The organism is Roseovarius faecimaris, assembly GCF_009762325.1.
Taxonomy (GTDB): Bacteria; Pseudomonadota; Alphaproteobacteria; order Rhodobacterales; family Rhodobacteraceae; genus Roseovarius; species Roseovarius faecimaris.
This window is the reverse complement of record NZ_CP034348.1, coordinates 2513496-2529668: the sequence shown is the minus strand read 5'-3', so window position 1 is coordinate 2529668 and position 16173 is coordinate 2513496. Positions and strand designations below refer to the sequence as shown.

The 16173-nt window shown below is 58.1% G+C and carries 16 protein-coding genes; 11 read left to right on the top strand and 5 right to left on the bottom strand.

The window, feature by feature from the left end; genetic code table 11:
* Positions 1–86: 86 nt before the first annotated feature.
* The gene (locus EI983_RS12880; protein ID WP_157709090.1) at positions 87–866 is read left to right on the top strand and encodes a helix-turn-helix transcriptional regulator; all 780 of its coding nucleotides are present in this window, start codon (positions 87–89) and stop codon (positions 864–866) included.
* A 129-nt stretch (positions 867–995) separates the two neighbouring features.
* Here the strand turns inward: EI983_RS12880 and EI983_RS12875 are convergent, their stop codons facing one another.
* A complete protein-coding gene (locus EI983_RS12875) occupies positions 996–2597 on the bottom strand; it encodes an ABC transporter substrate-binding protein (RefSeq protein WP_157707781.1) in 1602 nt (533 codons plus the stop codon).
* 68 nt (positions 2598–2665) lie between these two features.
* Entirely contained in the window at positions 2666–3478 is an 813-nt protein-coding gene (locus EI983_RS12870) for a HalD/BesD family halogenase (RefSeq protein ID WP_157707780.1), read from the bottom strand.
* Between the two features lie 129 nt (positions 3479–3607).
* On the opposite strand from EI983_RS12870, the gene EI983_RS12865 reads away from it, so the two are divergent.
* Complete coding sequence (locus EI983_RS12865) at positions 3608–4240, top strand: TetR/AcrR family transcriptional regulator (protein ID WP_198389294.1); 633 nt, start codon at positions 3608–3610, stop codon at positions 4238–4240.
* A gap of 90 nt (positions 4241–4330) precedes the next feature.
* Here the strand turns inward: EI983_RS12865 and EI983_RS12860 are convergent, their stop codons facing one another.
* The 3 genes from EI983_RS12860 to EI983_RS12850 all read right to left on the bottom strand — a co-directional run bounded on the left by EI983_RS12860 (position 4331) and on the right by EI983_RS12850 (position 6181).
* The gene (locus tag EI983_RS12860) at positions 4331–4831 is read right to left on the bottom strand and encodes an anthrone oxygenase family protein (RefSeq protein WP_157707778.1); all 501 of its coding nucleotides are present in this window, start codon (positions 4829–4831) and stop codon (positions 4331–4333) included.
* A gap of 63 nt (positions 4832–4894) precedes the next feature.
* On the bottom strand, positions 4895–5323 hold the full coding sequence (locus tag EI983_RS12855) for a DUF4345 domain-containing protein (protein ID WP_157707777.1): 429 nt from the start codon (positions 5321–5323) through the stop codon (positions 4895–4897).
* A 30-nt stretch (positions 5324–5353) separates the two neighbouring features.
* Positions 5354–6181: a Rossmann-fold NAD(P)-binding domain-containing protein gene (locus tag EI983_RS12850; RefSeq protein WP_157707776.1), complete on the bottom strand. Its 828-nt coding sequence runs from the start codon at positions 6179–6181 to the stop codon at positions 5354–5356.
* A 177-nt stretch (positions 6182–6358) separates the two neighbouring features.
* On the opposite strand from EI983_RS12850, the gene EI983_RS12845 reads away from it, so the two are divergent.
* From EI983_RS12845 to EI983_RS12805, 9 genes are all read left to right on the top strand, one after another.
* Positions 6359–7357: an AraC family transcriptional regulator gene (locus tag EI983_RS12845; protein ID WP_157707775.1), complete on the top strand. Its 999-nt coding sequence runs from the start codon at positions 6359–6361 to the stop codon at positions 7355–7357.
* Between the two features lie 221 nt (positions 7358–7578).
* Positions 7579–8172: a DUF6134 family protein gene (locus EI983_RS12840; protein WP_157707774.1), complete on the top strand. Its 594-nt coding sequence runs from the start codon at positions 7579–7581 to the stop codon at positions 8170–8172.
* Positions 8173–8185: 13 nt separating this feature from the next.
* A complete protein-coding gene (locus EI983_RS12835; RefSeq protein ID WP_157707773.1) occupies positions 8186–8863 on the top strand; it encodes a response regulator transcription factor in 678 nt (225 codons plus the stop codon).
* Positions 8860–10224, top strand: a complete 1365-nt coding sequence (locus tag EI983_RS12830; RefSeq protein WP_157707772.1) for a sensor histidine kinase — start codon at positions 8860–8862, stop codon at positions 10222–10224. Before EI983_RS12835 ends, EI983_RS12830 begins: the two co-directional genes overlap by 4 nt.
* Positions 10225–10318: 94 nt before the next feature.
* The gene (locus tag EI983_RS12825; protein WP_157707771.1) at positions 10319–10906 is read left to right on the top strand and encodes a thermostable hemolysin; all 588 of its coding nucleotides are present in this window, start codon (positions 10319–10321) and stop codon (positions 10904–10906) included.
* Complete coding sequence (locus EI983_RS12820; RefSeq protein ID WP_157707770.1) at positions 10906–12342, top strand: AMP-binding protein; 1437 nt, start codon at positions 10906–10908, stop codon at positions 12340–12342. Before EI983_RS12825 ends, EI983_RS12820 begins: the two co-directional genes overlap by 1 nt.
* The gene (locus EI983_RS12815) at positions 12339–13130 is read left to right on the top strand and encodes an SDR family NAD(P)-dependent oxidoreductase (protein ID WP_157707769.1); all 792 of its coding nucleotides are present in this window, start codon (positions 12339–12341) and stop codon (positions 13128–13130) included. Before EI983_RS12820 ends, EI983_RS12815 begins: the two co-directional genes overlap by 4 nt.
* Positions 13131–13155: 25 nt before the next feature.
* On the top strand, positions 13156–14016 hold the full coding sequence (locus tag EI983_RS12810; protein WP_157707768.1) for a TauD/TfdA family dioxygenase: 861 nt from the start codon (positions 13156–13158) through the stop codon (positions 14014–14016).
* A gap of 426 nt (positions 14017–14442) precedes the next feature.
* A complete protein-coding gene (locus EI983_RS12805; RefSeq protein WP_157707767.1) occupies positions 14443–16143 on the top strand; it encodes a hypothetical protein in 1701 nt (566 codons plus the stop codon).
* Positions 16144–16173 lie beyond the last annotated feature (30 nt).

Sequence of the window (16173 nt, the reverse complement as noted above, 5' to 3'; positions counted from 1 at the left end):
GGCTCAAAAACTTTGCTATTTGTAAATATTACTTTTGTGGTATGTCTGGCTCTGGTCAGCCGTATAACAGGGACGCCATCACCTTCATGGACTGGAACGCGCAAGTTGCTCAGATGATTGAGGATCTGGAAACGCCAGCCTTCGGGCAGGCGCTGTCCAATGCGTTGCAGTCGATTGTCGATTTCGATTTCACCGTGATCTTCGGCTATGTCAGCGCGTCGGTTCCGCTGGCCCTCTACAACGATTTTCCCGAAGACCGGCGAATCTTGCATGTGGACGAATATCTTGAGGGGCCGTACCTGCTCGATCCGTTTTTTTTGGCGGCCGGGGGCAGTGTTTCACCCGGCCTGTGGCGCCTGAGCGAAATTGCGCCCGACCGGTTTTACCAGGGGGAGTATTTTCGCAGCTATTACGGGCAGACCGGCCTTGCGGAAGAAATCGGCTATCTTGTCCGGGTGCGAAAGGACTTGATGATCGTCGTGTCGCTTATGCGTAAATCCCGGCGGTTCAGCAAACCCGAATTCAAGGCGTTGAAAGCGGTCTGGCCCGTGGTTGACGCCTGCTGTCGGCGCAACTGGCAGATGGCCGCGAAGGAGAGCGCGGGCGCAGCACCGGAACTTGAACGGAAAATCGAGTTTGCCTTTCGCAGCATAGGGCAGGGGATCCTGACCCCGCGGGAGCGCGAGGTTGTTGAACATACCCTGCGTGGCCATTCCGCCGACGCGGTGGGCAAGCTTCTCGGCATCTCGTCCGGCACCGTCCGCATTCATCGCCGGAATATCTATTCAAAGCTGCGGATCAATTCGCAGGGCGAGCTTTTTTCCGCCTTCCTCGAAGCGATTACCGACGGACAAACCATCGACTGATCAGGGCCGCAAAGAGGGCGGGACGGCGCGGCATTCCGGTGATCTTGGTCCCTGGGCGACGGGCCGTCGCTGTGCGCGGGCAAGGGGGAGTGGAGGAGCCCGTCACGGCTCCTCCTGATACGGAGGCGGTCACGCGTCGTTCAGCCACCAACGTTCGAGGAAAAGCCGACCGTCGACTTCGTAGTTATTTGACAGTGCACCGGTGCCGACCTTTTCGGAGACGGCAAAGACATCGTTTGCAAAGAACGGGACGACCGTGCCGCCATCATCGCGGACAAGGGTCTGCATCTCGCCATAAAGGTCCGCACGGCGGGTCTGATCCAGTTCCGAGCGGGCGGCAACGAGCAGTTCGTTGAAACGTCCGTTGTCCCAGAACGTGTCATTCCATGACGCCCCAGCGGCATAGGCTTGGGTGAAGATGCTGTCGGGAGTTGCATAGCCCGGCCAGTAGCAGGCACACCACGGCTTCTTCATCCAGACGTCTGACCAGTACCCGTCGGTAGGTTCGCGCACCACGGTAATGTTCAGACCGGCATCGCGCGCCTGTTCCTTGTATAGCACGGCGGCATCGACGGCGCCTGCAAACGCGGCATCCGAGGCGCTCAGGGTCAGGTCGAGGCTGTCGTGACCGGCCTGCTTCAAGTGCCATTTCGCCTTGTCGGGGTCGTAGCTGCGCTGTTCCAGTTCGGCGTTGAAAAACGGGTAGGCGGCGTTGATCGGTGTGTCATTGCCGATTTGACCGTGGCCGAAAAGAATGGTCTTCAGCATCGCTTCGCGATCCAGCCCGAGCTTCACGGCCATGCGGACATGCCTGTCATTGAACGGTGCCGCGTTTGTGTGCATCGGGAAGGTGTAATGTGTCTTGCCCTCCACCTCGTGAACGACGATGCCATCCGTTTCCTTCAGCAGGTTGGCCGTTTTCAGTTCGACACGGTCGATTGCGTCGACGGCCCCGGTGCGCAAGGCGTTGGTGCGGGCGGTCACATCCTTGATGGAGATCAGCTCGGCACTGTCAAAATGGCCGCGCGCCTCATTCCAGTAATTGGGGTTTTTCTCGAAATCCGCGCGCACGCCCGGCTCGAAATTGACCAGCCTGTAAGCGCCCACGCCCACGCCCTCTTCAAAGGCGAGGCTGCCATCCTCCCTTGCTGCATAGATCGGGAAGTTGAAACTGCTGAGCTTGAACGGGAAATCCGCATCCCCCCCGCTCAACTCTATGACGACCCTGTCGGTGCCATCGGCGCGCAGCGTGGTGATGGCGTTTACGATGCTCTTGGCGGAGGAGGTCGAGCCCTCGCCGCGATGGTGATTGATGGAGGCGATGACATCCTCGACGGTGAGCGTCTTACCGTCGTGGAACTCCACCCCCTGACGCAGCTTGAATACCCATGTCTTTGCGTCAGGCGTGGCATCCCATTCGGTCGCAAGTTTCGGGATGAGCGCGCCGTCGGTGTCCACTTCGGTGAGTGTATTGGTGACGGCGTAATGCGTGGCAGAGAGCAGGCCGTTCAGAACTTTGCCGGGATCGAGCACATCGGTGGTGCTGCCGTGGCCAAAGCCAAAGCGGAAATGGCCCCCCTTGACCGGGCTCGCAGTGGCGGCGCGGCTGGCCGAGACAAGGCCAACCGCCGTGGCGGAGCAGGCCGCAAGGCTGGTTTGCATGAATGAACGGCGGGTGATCGTGGCAGGACGCCGGGATGGCAGGTAGAGTGGCGAAGTCTTTAGGGACATTGGCTTTCCTCTTTTTTAACGGGGATCGGCGGCCCGTTATGCCGGGCCGCCTTTTGTTTCCGGGCGGATCACGCCGGAGCGCAGTCGCGCCCGTAGACGGTTGCGTTAACCTCCGGGTCTCCGACGACGCCGGGTTCGCGTTCATAGACAAAGACCCCCATGATCCGCATGGCGTCGCCTTCCACCGGTGAGACGCGGTGAAGCGAATTGCAGCCTCTGAATATGCACAGCGACCCTGCCGCCCGAGCGACCGAGACCGCATCTTCCGCGCATTGGCCGGTCAGAACGCGCCGGACATAGTCGTAATTCTGGTCGTCGTCGCTGCGGGTGTGCGGAACTATTTCGAAATCGCCTCCGGCCTCCGATGCCTGCAGCATCAGCGTCATCGTGAAGGCATTCACGGAATCAAAATGCCAGGCCGACCGGTCGCCGGTCTGATAGCAAAGCAGGTTGACCGGCTGGCAGGGGTCCTCGTTGTCGTAGAGGGTTTCGGAACCGACAATCCCGGCCACCATATCGCGCACAGGCGCCCAGTGATAAAGCGTCTTTACAGGGCAATCATCGGGGAACCTGTCATAAGCCAGCATCCTTGTGCTGGCTTCAAGCATGATGTTGCGGGGATGATCGTCGGGCAGCGCGGGGTCGCCAGACCGCTGCAGATAACAGTTGCGATTCGAGCTGTTGTGATGGGCGCTGGGCAGGGCCGCCAAGGCATCGGCCACGGCCTTTTCGCGTGCCTCGGGCCTGATGAAATCGGGCAGCGAGACATATTGGTTTTCTTCAAGCTCGCGCTTGAGGCGTGCAATCAGCGCCTTGCACTCCGGGCTTTCCTGTTCGGTGATGGGGTAGAGGTCAAGGTTCACCACGTCTTCCGGTTTCATTCGATGCTCCTTTGCGGCGGTGTTTCGGTTCGGTAAACGCTTCCAAAAAAAAGTTGGACGGACAACAAACATTTTGCGCATGATATTTGACCCGCTATGCTTGTCTTATCCATCGACAGGAGTGACCCTTTGCCAATCGCCTCCAAACTCAAGCCTGAAAAACGGCCCAGAACGCATCCGGAAATCAATGAATACAGGCGTAGAACGCTGATCGAAGGGGCTTTGCGATCCCTGGCCGAACATGGCGTTTCTGGAACGACCGTTTCGACAATCAGCAAGTCGGCTGGCGCGTCGCGCGGGCTGCTGGGCCACTATTTCGAAAACAAGGATGAGGTGATGGTGGCCGCGCTCGAATACCTCTTCGGCCGAATCGCAGAGACGGTGCGGGCGGTGGTCGAAACCACGGAAGGTGCCACCAACAAGCTTCTCGCTGTGCCCGCCTCGCTGTTTTCTGCGGCAACGTTTACCGAGCTCAACCGCACCGCCTTCCTTGCGCTGTGGCACGAAACACGTTTCAACGCCAAGGTTCGGGCGGCCAACCGGCGGCTTTACCGGGATTACATCATCAGGATGGAATTGCTCGTACGTGCGGCGGCTGAAGAGCAGGGCGTAAAGATCGACGCCCGTCAGGTTGCGTTGACCTTTATCGCCCTGTCTGACGGGCTTTGGCTTGGTCTTTCGATCCACGATGATGTGTTGACCGGCGACCAGGCGGTCGCGATTTGCCAGGGCCATATCAAGCGGGAGTTGGGCATCCCTTAATCGCGTAGCGGCTCGTATTGCGACACCTGGCACCCGGATGGTTTGGTGGCCTTTGAGTTTCGCGGCCCAGTTCGGATGCTGGGCCGACCCTCAAGATTGAGACTGTGCAAGCGCGACGACCCCGAAGAGCATCGTTGCCGCGGCCAACGCACAGGCAAGTGTGCGTACCGTGTTCCACATGGTCCAGCGTGGCAGATAGGTGCCGATCCAGTAGTCCCGGGTCGCATCCGCCGACAAATCCATATCGGCAAGCGCCTCGTTCATGGGTACGTTGAAGACGGCGGTGACTGCGAAACACCCAACAAGATACAGCAGGGCGCCAAGCATGATGAGTTTTCCCGATACGCCGGTCAGGTGCATGGCGCCATAGACAAGGATGAAGACCGATACAACGGCCATCCCGAGAAACAGGGCCATGAACACCCAGCGAAAGACTTCCCGATTGATAACCTGCATGGCATCCACACCGCCCACACCGCCGGTATGAGCAAGTGAGCGCATGATAAAGTCAGAAAAGGCCAGAAAGACACCGCCAACAATGGCGTAGGCGAGGATCGAAAGCTGTAGCAGCATGAAAACAAGGGGAGACATGAGTTTTTCCTTTTTTGGGGTGAAGGCGGTGGCGCAGATTGCAGGCTGTGCCACCGCCATGCTTCAACGTTCGGTGCGAGAACCGGAAAGCGATGCGTGCACCGGCTCTGAGCGGCGACTGAAGGCGACGATGCAGAGCGCCGCGACGGCCAGCTCAAACATCAGCGCGCCGATGATCGGGGTTGGCGGCACACCATCGACGATCAGACCGATCAATCGGCCCACAGGGAAGGCGAGGAACACAGTCAACGCCGCAATCTTTGACACCGGTTTGATCGTGATGCGCCAAATGCCCAGCAACATCAGGACACCGAACGCCGCGAGGCCCGCCGCCGACGCGCGTAATTCGCTCAACAAGCCGGGGTCATCTCCAACAGTGATGCCGTAGCTGGCAAAAAAGGCGTGGGGTGCCGCCAGAATGACGACGCCTATTCCGACAGCTGTCAGACCAGAGATGCCCAGAGCCATTTTTTCAAGACCGATCACGGACATTTGGAAGCTCCTTTCAGGTGCGTGTTGCGGTCAGGCGGCCGTGTTCCAGACGCCGCGGGACGCTGCCGCGGCGGCAAAGGCGGAAAAGTCGCGGGGCTTGCGGCCAAGGGCACGCTCCACACCATCGGCTATCTGTGCATTTCGTCCGTCGAGCGTCTCGCGTGCGATCGCGGTGAAGACATCGGCCACAAAGTCGCCGCCCGACGCGGCAACATTCGCATGGAAGTCATCGAAGCTGATGGGCACATGCTGGATGGGGCGGCCTGTGGCCTGTGACAACACACCGGCCATTTCGGCGAATGTCATCAGGCGGGGGCCGGTCACCTCATAGAGTTCGCCTTGGTGTCCGTCTTCGGTGAGGGCGGCAACGACGACGTCGGCAATATCGTCGATGTCGATAATGGGCTCGGCAATCTCACCGCCCGGCATCGGCAAAACACCTGCCAGGATCGGATCGCGCAGATAGCCTTCGCTGAAGTTTTGCGCGAACCAGGCCGCACGGACGATGGTGAACGGGATGCCCGAAGCGCGTACCACCTCTTCGCCCATGCGTGCATGATGTTCGCCCCGACCGGACAACAGGACGATGTGTTTCAGAGCGCTGGCCGCTGCAACCTTCGTGAAGGCTTCGAGCGTTTCGACAGCGCCGGGAAAAGCCAGGTCCGGGAAGTATGTGACATAGGCTTTCGACACGCCGCTGAGGGCGGGCGCCCAGGTAGCCGGGGTTTCCCAATCGAAGGGGATGTCAGAGTTGCGCGAGCCGCGACGGACGGCGGTGCCCATGTCTTCGAGCCTGGACACAACGCGCGACCCGGTTTTACCGGTTGCGCCGACGACAAGAATGGGTTGAGTTTGCATGTTCTTTCTCCTTGGTTGAGTATGATGACCAAGGACTAGCCGGGGTGACGGGTCTGAATATTGACCGCAGCGGCCAGGGTTTTGACCGAGCCTGCCAATCGCGCCCTGTGACAAACCGCATGGCGCAGGCTATCTTTCGTGCATGCACAGTTATCAGCCTGATCAGCGGCCTCGGATATGGCCTATGTAACGTCACTTTTCGCACGCAAGATGGTTGCCGCCGCCGGGTCGGATATCGATCAGCGGGCAACGCTGGAGGCCGCCGGCATCGATCCCGACGCGCCGTGGGATCCCAAGTTCATGATCCCTGCCGAGACGTATTACGAAATGCTCGAAGGCATGGCCGAGCAGATCGATGTCACCAAACTTCCGATTCATGTTGGCGCTTCGATGCGCTGCGATGAGTATGGCGCGCTTGGCCTGGCCTGGAAGGCTGCGCCTACGCTGATGGCGTCCTGTTCCCGGATCGAACGGTATGCCCGGCTCTGGACTGATGTGGTCACTTACGAGCTGCGCGAGCACCCGCGCGGCACGCTTTTCATACTGCATCGGAAGGGCGAGCGGCGGCTGGGGCTGCGCCTGTCAAACGAGGCAACCCTCGCCAGTGCTGTTTCGCTCTCGCGGCAGGTCTGTCCGGTCCCGTTCAACCCCATAGGGGTTTTCGTGCAGCACAAGGAGCCAAAATCGAAGGCCTTCCACGAAGCCTGGTTCGGATGCCCGGTGACATTCGCCTCCGATCTGGACGCCGTCCTGATCTCGCATGAAGCGATGAACCGGGCGAATATCCTGGGCGATGAAGGTATCTCGAGATACCTGATGTCGGATCTCGACCGTGACCTTGCCAAGCTTGAAAAGCTGCCAAGCATGGTCAGTGACGCCAAGAACGCGATTGCGCAGGCGTTGAACGAAGGCGCCCCTCGCATGGCGGACATTGCCAAGGGCCTCGGCCTGAGCGCTCGGTCTTTTCACCGGCGCCTTTCGGAACACGGAATGAGTTTCCAGACCCTCACCGAGGAAACGCGCCGTGAGCTTGCCGAAGGATTGCTGAGAGACGAGCAATACTCGCTCGCCGAAGTGGCGTTCCTCACAGGCTTTTCCGAGCAAAGTTCCTTCACGCGGGCGTTCAAGCGGTGGCTTGGAACCACGCCGGCAAACTATCGCAAAGCGCGGATATGAAAGGCACCGCGTTCGCCGCCTGCGGAAATTTCTGAGGCAGTTCACGTCATTCAGCATGGAGCCAATGCGAAAACGCTCTTTGCAGCAGGATCTCTGTTGCGCGTGGCTTTCATCTGCATAGACGCTGCATGATGCCGGGCAAAGAAAACCATCCATTTGTAAGTTTCTTGTAAGCGTCGCCCGTCAAACAAGGCCAAATCACACTGAAAATGGAGTTCAATATGCGCCTTCTTGGTTTGGCAGTCGGACTTGCGGTGGCCTTGGCCGCACCGGTCCACGCCCTTTCAATCCCGTCAAATGGAAAGCTGAGTTTCGACGTTGTCCGCAAAGGTAAGGACATCGGAGATCATACCTACAGCTTTTCCGGTACGGGCAGTTCCTTCACTGTCGAGGTCGCAACAGATATTGCTGTAAAGGTGCCCTTGATCCGCACCACCGCCTACAGCTTCCAACATGCAAGCTTGGAGACGTGGAAAAGCGGCAAGCTGCAACAGATCAGTTCGAACACGAATGACGATGGTGAACCGCACCAGTTGAAAACCGCAGGCAAAGGTACTTTGCCCGCCAGTCTTTGGAACGACGACATCGTGCGCAGTCAAAAGCTGATGAACACCATAGACGGCAGGATGATGAAAGTGCGCGTTGCCGACCTGGGCGCTGAAATGGTTGAGACGAGGCGCGGCGCCGTCACGGCGCATCACTACCGCATGTCCGGCGATCTGGCCCGTGATCTTTGGTATGACGCTGACGGCAACCTTGCGCAGGTTGCGTTCAAGGCCGAAGATGGATCGACCGTTATGTATATTCGGAAATAGGATAATTTGCCGGATGCGGCTTCTTTATGTGGAAGACAATCAGAAGCTGGCGCTCAACACGAGCGCCAGCTTGCGCGATGCGGGTTTTGTGGTGGACGTGGTTCATACGGTGGCCGACGCTTTGCATTCCGCCAAGAGTTTTGAATACGATGCAGTCATCCTCGACTTGGGTCTTCCCGATAGGGATGGGTTGGACCTGCTGCCGGATATCAAGGAGGTCAATCCGAACACCCCTGTGATTATCTGCACTGCACGTGACGCGCTGGACGATCGGATCAAGGGGCTGAACGCCGGTTCCGATGACTATCTTGTCAAACCTTTTGCGGTTGCAGAGCTGATCGCGCGCATCAATGCCGTCTTGCGGCGTCCGGGCGGGGCGCTTGGGATGACCCTGTCGTTTGGAAATGTGACCTTTGAGACAGCGGAGCGCTCAATGGCCATTGACGGCGCTACCTGTGCTTTCTCCAAACGTGAGCTTGCCCTGCTGGAGCTGTTCTTGCGCAGGTCCGACAGGGTGATCACAAAAGATGCCATTGAAAACGCTCTTTACGGCTTCGATGACGCAGCAACACCCAATGCTATCGAGGTTCTGACCCACCGGGTTCGCAAGAAGCTGGCCGAAAAGGGGGCGTCCATCGAAATCCACAATCTGCGTGGTATCGGCTACATTCTCAGGGAACGTGCGATTTGAGCGTTTGGACCTTCCTGTTTGGCGCCGAGCGCTCCCTGAAGAGGGGGCTGCTGCTGAACATCATCGGGGCATTGAGCCTGTGCACGGTGCTTGCTGGTGTCGTGCTGATCAGCGAATTCAACGAGCACCTGGAAGAAAACCTCGAAGATGCGATGGTCGATGAAGCCAAAGAGGTGATCGGCCAGATTGATCCGGCGCTTGAAGGGTTTGGTCTGGACCGTAACGCATTGCGATTTCAGGGCCCCGAGGGGAACTTTCGCTACACCGTCTTTGCTCAGGATGGCACCGCTGTGGCAGGCAGTGAAACATCTGACCGAATCTGGCAACAGCTTGCCCGGCTAGAGCTGGGAACGCCGGGTTCTATCGTCCTGCCGGGTGATCGGATTGGCCTTGGTCTGCGGGTGATGATCATGGGCCAAGACATCTATGTCCTTGTATCGACATACCCCAAATGGAATGACGAGACACGGTTCTCCAAGCTGATGCACGAGATCGAAGAGGAGATCTGGTGGGTCGTCCTTGGCGTCGCAATGGTTATCGGCGCGGCACTGTTTGCGACCCGCCGTTCGCTCGCGCCTTTGCGCGCTTTGTCCGAGCAGGCTCGCAAAATCGGCCCGCTCGCCGCGAACCGCCGACTTGAGGCCGACACAGTGCCGACCGAATTTTTACCTTTGATCGAGGATGTTAACGACGCGTTTGACCGCCTGGAACAAGGGTACAAAGCGCAGCGGGATTTCTCGTCAAATGTCGCGCATGAGATCCGCACCCCCATTGCTGTGCTGAAGTCCACCATCGACCGGATTGATGATCCGGCCCTCAAAGAGACTTTGTCGCAAGACGCTGATCAGCTTGAGAGAATATTCAGTCAGCTTATCGATCTTGCTCGATCCGAAGCTGCGGCGACATCGGAATTCGAACCTGTGGATTTACACGCCCTGGCCACCGAAACGGCAATGATGTTTGCAAGCGATGCGGTGGGCAGGGGGCGCGGTCTTTCCGTGCGCGGTGCGCGTGACGCCCAGTTGAACGGGAATGCTGGCCTTTTGAGCATTGCCCTCGGCAATCTCATACGCAACGCACTGCACTACACCCCCAGACACAGCGAAGTGGAAATCGAGGTTTTGTCCAATCCGGCCGGCTGGCGCGTTCTCGACCGCGGACCGGGGGTGCCTGACAATTTGAAGTCAGCGCTTTTCGAGCGGTTTAACCGGGGGATGCAGGCCTGTGCCAGCAGCACCGGGTCCGGAATTGGCCTGGCCATCGTGAAATCTGTCGCTGATTGCCACAATGCTTCGGTCTCGATTGAAGACCGCGAAGGCGGGGGCAGCGTCTTCTCTTTTGTTGCGAATGACGACCTTTAGAAATCGGATGATTTTTCCCGGTTCTGTAAGTCTGATGTAAGTCAGATGCGCGATGAAACCTCAACGGGCCAGAACACAGCAAGTTGAGGTTGGTATGAAGATCGAATTTTTAAGCGGTACCTGCACGGGCCGCGCAGAAGCAGAAGCCCATATCAGAGATGTTTACTGGAACACCTATGGTGCCAAGCTTCGTGAGTTTGCCCCGCTCCTGGTTGTTGCTCAGCGCCTTGACGGAGAAATTCTGTGTGCGGCTGGTATCCAGACCGTGAAAGACGGGTTTTTCTCGGATGCCTATCTGAATTCAGATTTTTCAACAGCCTTGCAGGGCGTCGCCAATGTTGATGTGCCCGCAGAACAGATCATGGAAGTCGTCTCGCTTGCTTCCACGACACCGTTTCCGGTGTTGCCGATGCTGGACCGGATGATCGAATGGGGCCGCGAGAATGGTATGAGCTGCGGTGTGTTCACGGCCACCGCGCCGCTCCGGCGGCTGCTTCGAAGAACGGGGCTTGAATTCACTGAACTGGCCTGCGCGCAGGTTTCCAAGGTGGCGAACCCCCAGGACTGGGGAAGCTATTACGAAACAGACCCGAGAGTGTGCTCATTCAGGGAGGTGCTGGATCAGCCTGTTGTCTTGTCCCCCCGCGCGCGCGCCGTTCCGTTTGCGGCAGAGGCATCGTAATGAAACAGGTCTTTGATGCACTGCGCCACCACGCCGCCACGCGCCCTAACGACATTGCCTTCGAGGATGACGCAGGCTCTGTCACCTGGCAATGCCTTGCTTCCCGTGTCGAGCACCTGGCCCGTGAACTGGACGATGCAGGCGCGATCGTGGCGATCGGGTTGGCTGGCGGTATCGACTATGTCGTGGCGGATCTTGCGCTGTCGCTGTGCGCCAAGCGGCAGGTTCCTTTGCCATTCTTTTTCAGCAATGCCCAGAATGCTCATGTGCTCATGGATGCAGGTGTCGGAACGGTCATCACGAACAATCCGGAACTGTTCAGGGCACTGCCACGTCTCAAGATGGTCGATGCCGCGTCGATCCCATCTGTCACGCTCACCATGCGCCCCTATATCGGCGGCGCTGAGCGGGTCATCTATACCTCGGGCTCGTCCGGCAAACCCAAAGGGGTCGTTCTTGGCGACCGCCAGTTGAGCGCCTCGATTACCGCGCTCAGCAATGTGGTTCAGGCGGATGAATCGGATACGCATCTGTCTGTTTTGCCGCTGGCTCAGCTGCTGGAACAAATCTGCGGTATCTTCCTTCCCGTTGTATCCGGAGCAAAGACCGTGTTCCGGTTCGAAGCGACCAAGGCACTCTTCGGTGCCCCGATCGATCCATTGGTGAACGCTTTCGAGGAGGTCCGGCCCACCACAAGTCTGCTGGCCCCAGCGATATTGAGCAGATGGGTTGACGCATTGGAAGATCGCCGCGCCTCGGACAGTCTGCGCTTTGTCGCGGTCGGGGGCGCTTCTTGCGCGCCGTCATTGATCGGCAAAGCCATTGCAGCAGGTATCCCCGTTCATGAGGGGTACGGGCTGTCGGAATGTTGTGCCGTCGTCGCAATGAACAGGCCAGGTGACAACTATCCCGGAACAGTCGGGGCGCCACTGGAAGGCGTGCAGGTCACACTGGACGCTGGCGAAATCGTGGTTTCGGGCCCCACGATCATGTCGGGCTACCTCAACCGCGCGGCAGCCCCGGATGTTTGGCGAACCGGTGACATGGGGCATTTTGACGAAGGCCGCTTGGTCATCGACGGGCGCAAGGACGCTCTGCTCGTGACCGGATCGGGGCGCAATATCTCGCCCGAATGGGTTGAACAACGCGTCAATGCGGACCCGCGCGTCGCAGGATCCGCGCTTGGGCTGCGCCAGTCGGACGGCGCCTTGGTGCTGATCGTTGTGGCTGCTGCTCCTGTTGATATGGCGCGGATTGAAAGCCATCTCACCGATCTGCCGCTCTATGCCCGGCCCGAGGCTGTCATCCTTGCCGACCCGTCAGAGCCAGGGTTGCTCTACCCGGCCGGAACCCCCAACCGCACCGTTGTTTCGGAGCTTATCAATACCCGCCCCGCCGTCGCGCTGGCGACAGCCGCACAAAGGATCGCGTCATGACACACACCAAAACAGTTCTTATCACCGGCGCCGGTAGCGGCATCGGCCGGGCCTTGGCGAAGGAGGCTGCATCAAACGGTTTCACCCTGATCCTTGCCGGCCGCACACTGGCCACGCTTGAGCAGACCCGTTCGGATTGTGGCGGCGCCGATATGCGCTGTATTGCGGCGGACGTCACCACGCCCGAGGGGCGCGCGGCAATCGCGGAGGTGGTGGGCCCGGCGCTGGACATTCTGATCAACAATGCGGGCGTGCTCAGCGTGGGACATATCGGTGATATGTCCGACACCGATCTTGAGCGGATGACGACGACCAATCTGCTTGCCCCGATGGCGCTGACGCGCGACCTGCTACCGGCGCTGCGTCGCTCGCACGGCCGCATCGTCAATATCGGCTCGGTGTTTGGCGATATCGGTTATCCGTTCTTCGCCGGATACTCCGCCACCAAATTCGGGTTGCGCGGGTTCTCGGATGCACTGCGGCGCGAATTGTCGGGCGCGGGCATTGGCGTGACATATGTCGCCCCACGAGCGACCCGCACTGCCGCCGAAAGCAGTTTCGCCGCTTTGGTCGAGCCGATGGATATGACGCTGGACTCTGCCGAGACCGTTGCAACTCAGGCGTGGAACGCCATCCTGAAAGGGAAGCGCGAGTGCTTTCCCAAAGGCCCCGAGCGTTTCTTTGTCAAAATCCAGCGTTTGTTTCCATCGCTTGTCGATAAATCGGTCGGCGCGCAGGCACGCGACCCCAAGACGCTCGCGGCTCTCAAGCCGCTGCCCTCTTCCTAACACTCAGACCCTACAGGACACCCCCATGAGCTATAATGTTATCCGCGCCAGCGAGGCAGGCACAGACACTGTCACGCCCGTAGTTCTGGAACAAATCAACAATCACCTCGCGTCCGATGGCTGGACCCTATTGCGTGGTTTTGACATGGACATGCCCGCGTTCAGCGAGATCACGTCAAAGCTGTGCAAAACGATCACCTTCGATCCGGCCCGCGAGTATTCCGAGAAAAACACCCAGAAAGTCGACGCGGGTGTTGGGCCGATTGGCCTTCATATCGAGAATGGCAATACACCCGTCTGCCCCGATATCGTTGCCTTTTACAGCACCAAGGCAGCTTTTGAGGGGTCGCAAACGACGATATGTGATGGCCGCCGCGTGTTCGACGCCTTTTCCGAGGAACAAAAGGCGCGTTGGTCCCAACGTATGATGGTCACCCGCACTTTGCCCGAGGCTTTGTGGAAACGCTATCTTGCAAATGAACACCCGGCCATCAGTGAACCCGAAGAGGTTACACATGAGCATATCTTGCAATTCAAGGCGGCGATCCCGGATCAGGACTTCACGCTGAATGATGACGGATCGCTCGAATACCGCATCAAGGTGTCTCCGGTGCGTGCGTCCTCAGTATCTGGCGGGCAGGCCTTTGCGAATGCTCTTCTGGGGCCGTCGCATAATTATGAGCCACCGGTCTACACATTGGACGAGGGCGGCACCGTTTCTTCTGACGAAATCGAAGAGCTCCGCGATATCGCCGAGACATACACGGTTGAGATCAATTGGCAGGACGGGGATGTTGCCGTTATCGACAATACCCGCGTCATGCACGGACGCCGGGCGATCAAGGATCAGGATCGCCAATTGTTCATCGGCATGGGACGGCTGTAAGGGGCGCACCCCGGCACAGGTTTTCTTGACGGTTTGGGGCGCTTCCGTTGCAGGTTGGCCCCAGGCTGTTCAACCGGTTTTCGCGGCAGGCAGATCAGGCCAAGGCCGCGCTGGTGTTCTTCTGGCATTGAAAACAAGACACACGGCCTGCGTCGCGGCGCTCAAGAGCCGCTTTTGCCAGGTTTGCATGACCACGTCATGGTTCCCGTCGTCCTATGACACCCGCGACAGGATGAATGGAGCGATAGTGGGCTGCAACGACCTGCGGCCGCATTCATCAGTCGGGAACTTGACGCCGGGGGCATTTGAGGACCAACTGACCCAAACCCGATAGGTTGCCGGAGGGTCTGAGCAAAAACGGGGTGAACTCCGACCCCGATTTGCAGTAGACATCGAATCTGATCACCCGATGAGCGCGGGACACTCATGTGGATATTCAAATCGAAAAAGGCGGTTTTGGGAAATGATCTGGACAGGATCATTGCGGCATGTCGCGAGGGTCGGTTGGAGCTTGCCAACAGTGTCTGGTTGGCGTCGTTTCTTGAAGTGGACACGCTGCACCCGGCATATAAGGTGCTGCTGACGAGTTTTTCAGAACTCGAATTTCAGGCAACACTTGCGGGTACTCCTAAGGAACTGGTCACGGCTGAGGCCCTTAACTTGTTCGCACAACATGATTTTGCACAAGCCCGCCGGTTGGTAAGACATTTCTGCAGCGGAAGAGTCGACGATTTCAAATACTTGTACGCAGTTGGGGTGCGCTCTTCTTTCATGCTTGAAGGTTTGGAAGGCGTGAAGCGGGAACGGGATCTGGTCACCCAGACGCATGGGGTCGAAGCGTGGCTCGATACATGTTGCCACATCCCTCCCAACATCCTGAAAACCCAAGAAGTAATCGCCGTCTTGCGCCGCCTGAAGGAGAGAAACGCATCGCAGCAACTTGAGGGTTATCTCACGCAGTGCCTGTTCATGGCCAACGAAGACCTTGACCGGATGCTCACAATTCTGGGGACTTCCGATTTGGGTATTTCCGGTTCAACAGCGGTGCAGATGGCGTGTAGCAGAGTAAAGGACTATGTCGTTTTGCGTAGTAAGCTGCACCCGGAAGTTAAGCAGGAAGAGCTGTGGCAAACGCGGTGCGAATTTGACAAGGCCATAAAGGCAACGGGCCTGGATCATTGCCAGTCAGAGGCGCATTCACATCTGAAACCTGTACTGGAGCTGCTGGCAAAGCTCGAAGACGCGGCGCAAGACAGCTTGCTGCACTCGGCGTCCTGTTACTGGGACGCAAAGCGTGTTGTGAATATCCTGAAAAACCGGATCCGACAGGAGACGCCTACATCCTTGATACGACTGGGAGACGGAGAGGGCCGGTTCTTGCCATACCCCGATGATATCAAGGAGTTCCTCCTGTCTGATCGTAGGGAAACGGAATCCATCTGGTGGGGAGAGCGTTTCTATTCAGATGCCGACGCTTTGGAAGCAGAGAAACTGCTGAAGAATGCGATCTGCAATGCCGACTTTCTGGGGGTTCCACCCTTCCATCGTTGCGTGCATTCGATGGGGCGCTTGTTTTTCATGAACACTCCAAACGCCCGTGGGCTCAGGGCTATCCTCGAATGGCTCTCTGATCAGGTTGACAGAGGGATGGTCCAAGATGACACGACCGCAGAGATGTCGGGCGTACCGTCGCCGCATCTCGGTTTTAGCGAAACTTGCCTTGTCTCGTCCCATATCCACACCGACCTCTTCTACTGGAACCTTCTGGGCGATTTGCTGTCAGATGTCAGCGAGATTGGCCTGGTATCCTGTCACGACCTGACAGCGTCGTTTAAGGAAAATTACGGCATCGATGTTAAACATGTTCGTCTTACGGCGGAGCATAAATACAAAGAAAAGTTCGGACACACATCACATCACGATGACCCGGCCACAACCTATGTGCGACTACGCGACAGCATCCTCGAGAAGGATTGCAAAGTGAACCTGATCGCCGCAGGGTTCCTCGGAAAGCTCTTGTGCAACGACATAAAGCTTGCAGGTAACATCGCCATCGATGTTGGTTCGATTGCGGATTATCTCGTAGGTCATCCAACGCGCATATCGCCGATTGCAAATTTTCAATGAAGAGATGCAAAAACGCCTTTTGCGAAGCGT

Bases quoted from the DNA above. Each gene is read 5' to 3' on its own strand.
- EI983_RS12860 (WP_157707778.1), bottom strand. From the start codon at position 4,831: ATGTCTCCCCTTGTTTTCATGCTGCTACAGCTTTCGATCCTCGCCTAC.
- EI983_RS12870 (WP_157707780.1), bottom strand. From the start codon at position 3,478: ATGAAACCGGAAGACGTGGTGAACCTTGACCTCTACCCCATCACCGAA.
- EI983_RS12810 (WP_157707768.1), top strand. From the start codon at position 13,156: ATGAGCTATAATGTTATCCGCGCCAGCGAGGCAGGCACAGACACTGTC.
- EI983_RS12875 (WP_157707781.1), bottom strand. From the start codon at position 2,597: ATGTCCCTAAAGACTTCGCCACTCTACCTGCCATCCCGGCGTCCTGCC.
- EI983_RS12840 (WP_157707774.1), top strand. From the start codon at position 7,579: ATGCGCCTTCTTGGTTTGGCAGTCGGACTTGCGGTGGCCTTGGCCGCA.
- EI983_RS12805 (WP_157707767.1), top strand. From the start codon at position 14,443: ATGTGGATATTCAAATCGAAAAAGGCGGTTTTGGGAAATGATCTGGAC.
- EI983_RS12855 (WP_157707777.1), bottom strand. From the start codon at position 5,323: ATGTCCGTGATCGGTCTTGAAAAAATGGCTCTGGGCATCTCTGGTCTG.
- EI983_RS12845 (WP_157707775.1), top strand. From the start codon at position 6,359: ATGGCCTATGTAACGTCACTTTTCGCACGCAAGATGGTTGCCGCCGCC.
- EI983_RS12815 (WP_157707769.1), top strand. From the start codon at position 12,339: ATGACACACACCAAAACAGTTCTTATCACCGGCGCCGGTAGCGGCATC.
- EI983_RS12820 (WP_157707770.1), top strand. From the start codon at position 10,906: ATGAAACAGGTCTTTGATGCACTGCGCCACCACGCCGCCACGCGCCCT.
- EI983_RS12835 (WP_157707773.1), top strand. From the start codon at position 8,186: ATGCGGCTTCTTTATGTGGAAGACAATCAGAAGCTGGCGCTCAACACG.
- EI983_RS12825 (WP_157707771.1), top strand. From the start codon at position 10,319: ATGAAGATCGAATTTTTAAGCGGTACCTGCACGGGCCGCGCAGAAGCA.
- EI983_RS12850 (WP_157707776.1), bottom strand. From the start codon at position 6,181: ATGCAAACTCAACCCATTCTTGTCGTCGGCGCAACCGGTAAAACCGGG.
- EI983_RS12880 (WP_157709090.1), top strand. From the start codon at position 87: ATGGACTGGAACGCGCAAGTTGCTCAGATGATTGAGGATCTGGAAACG.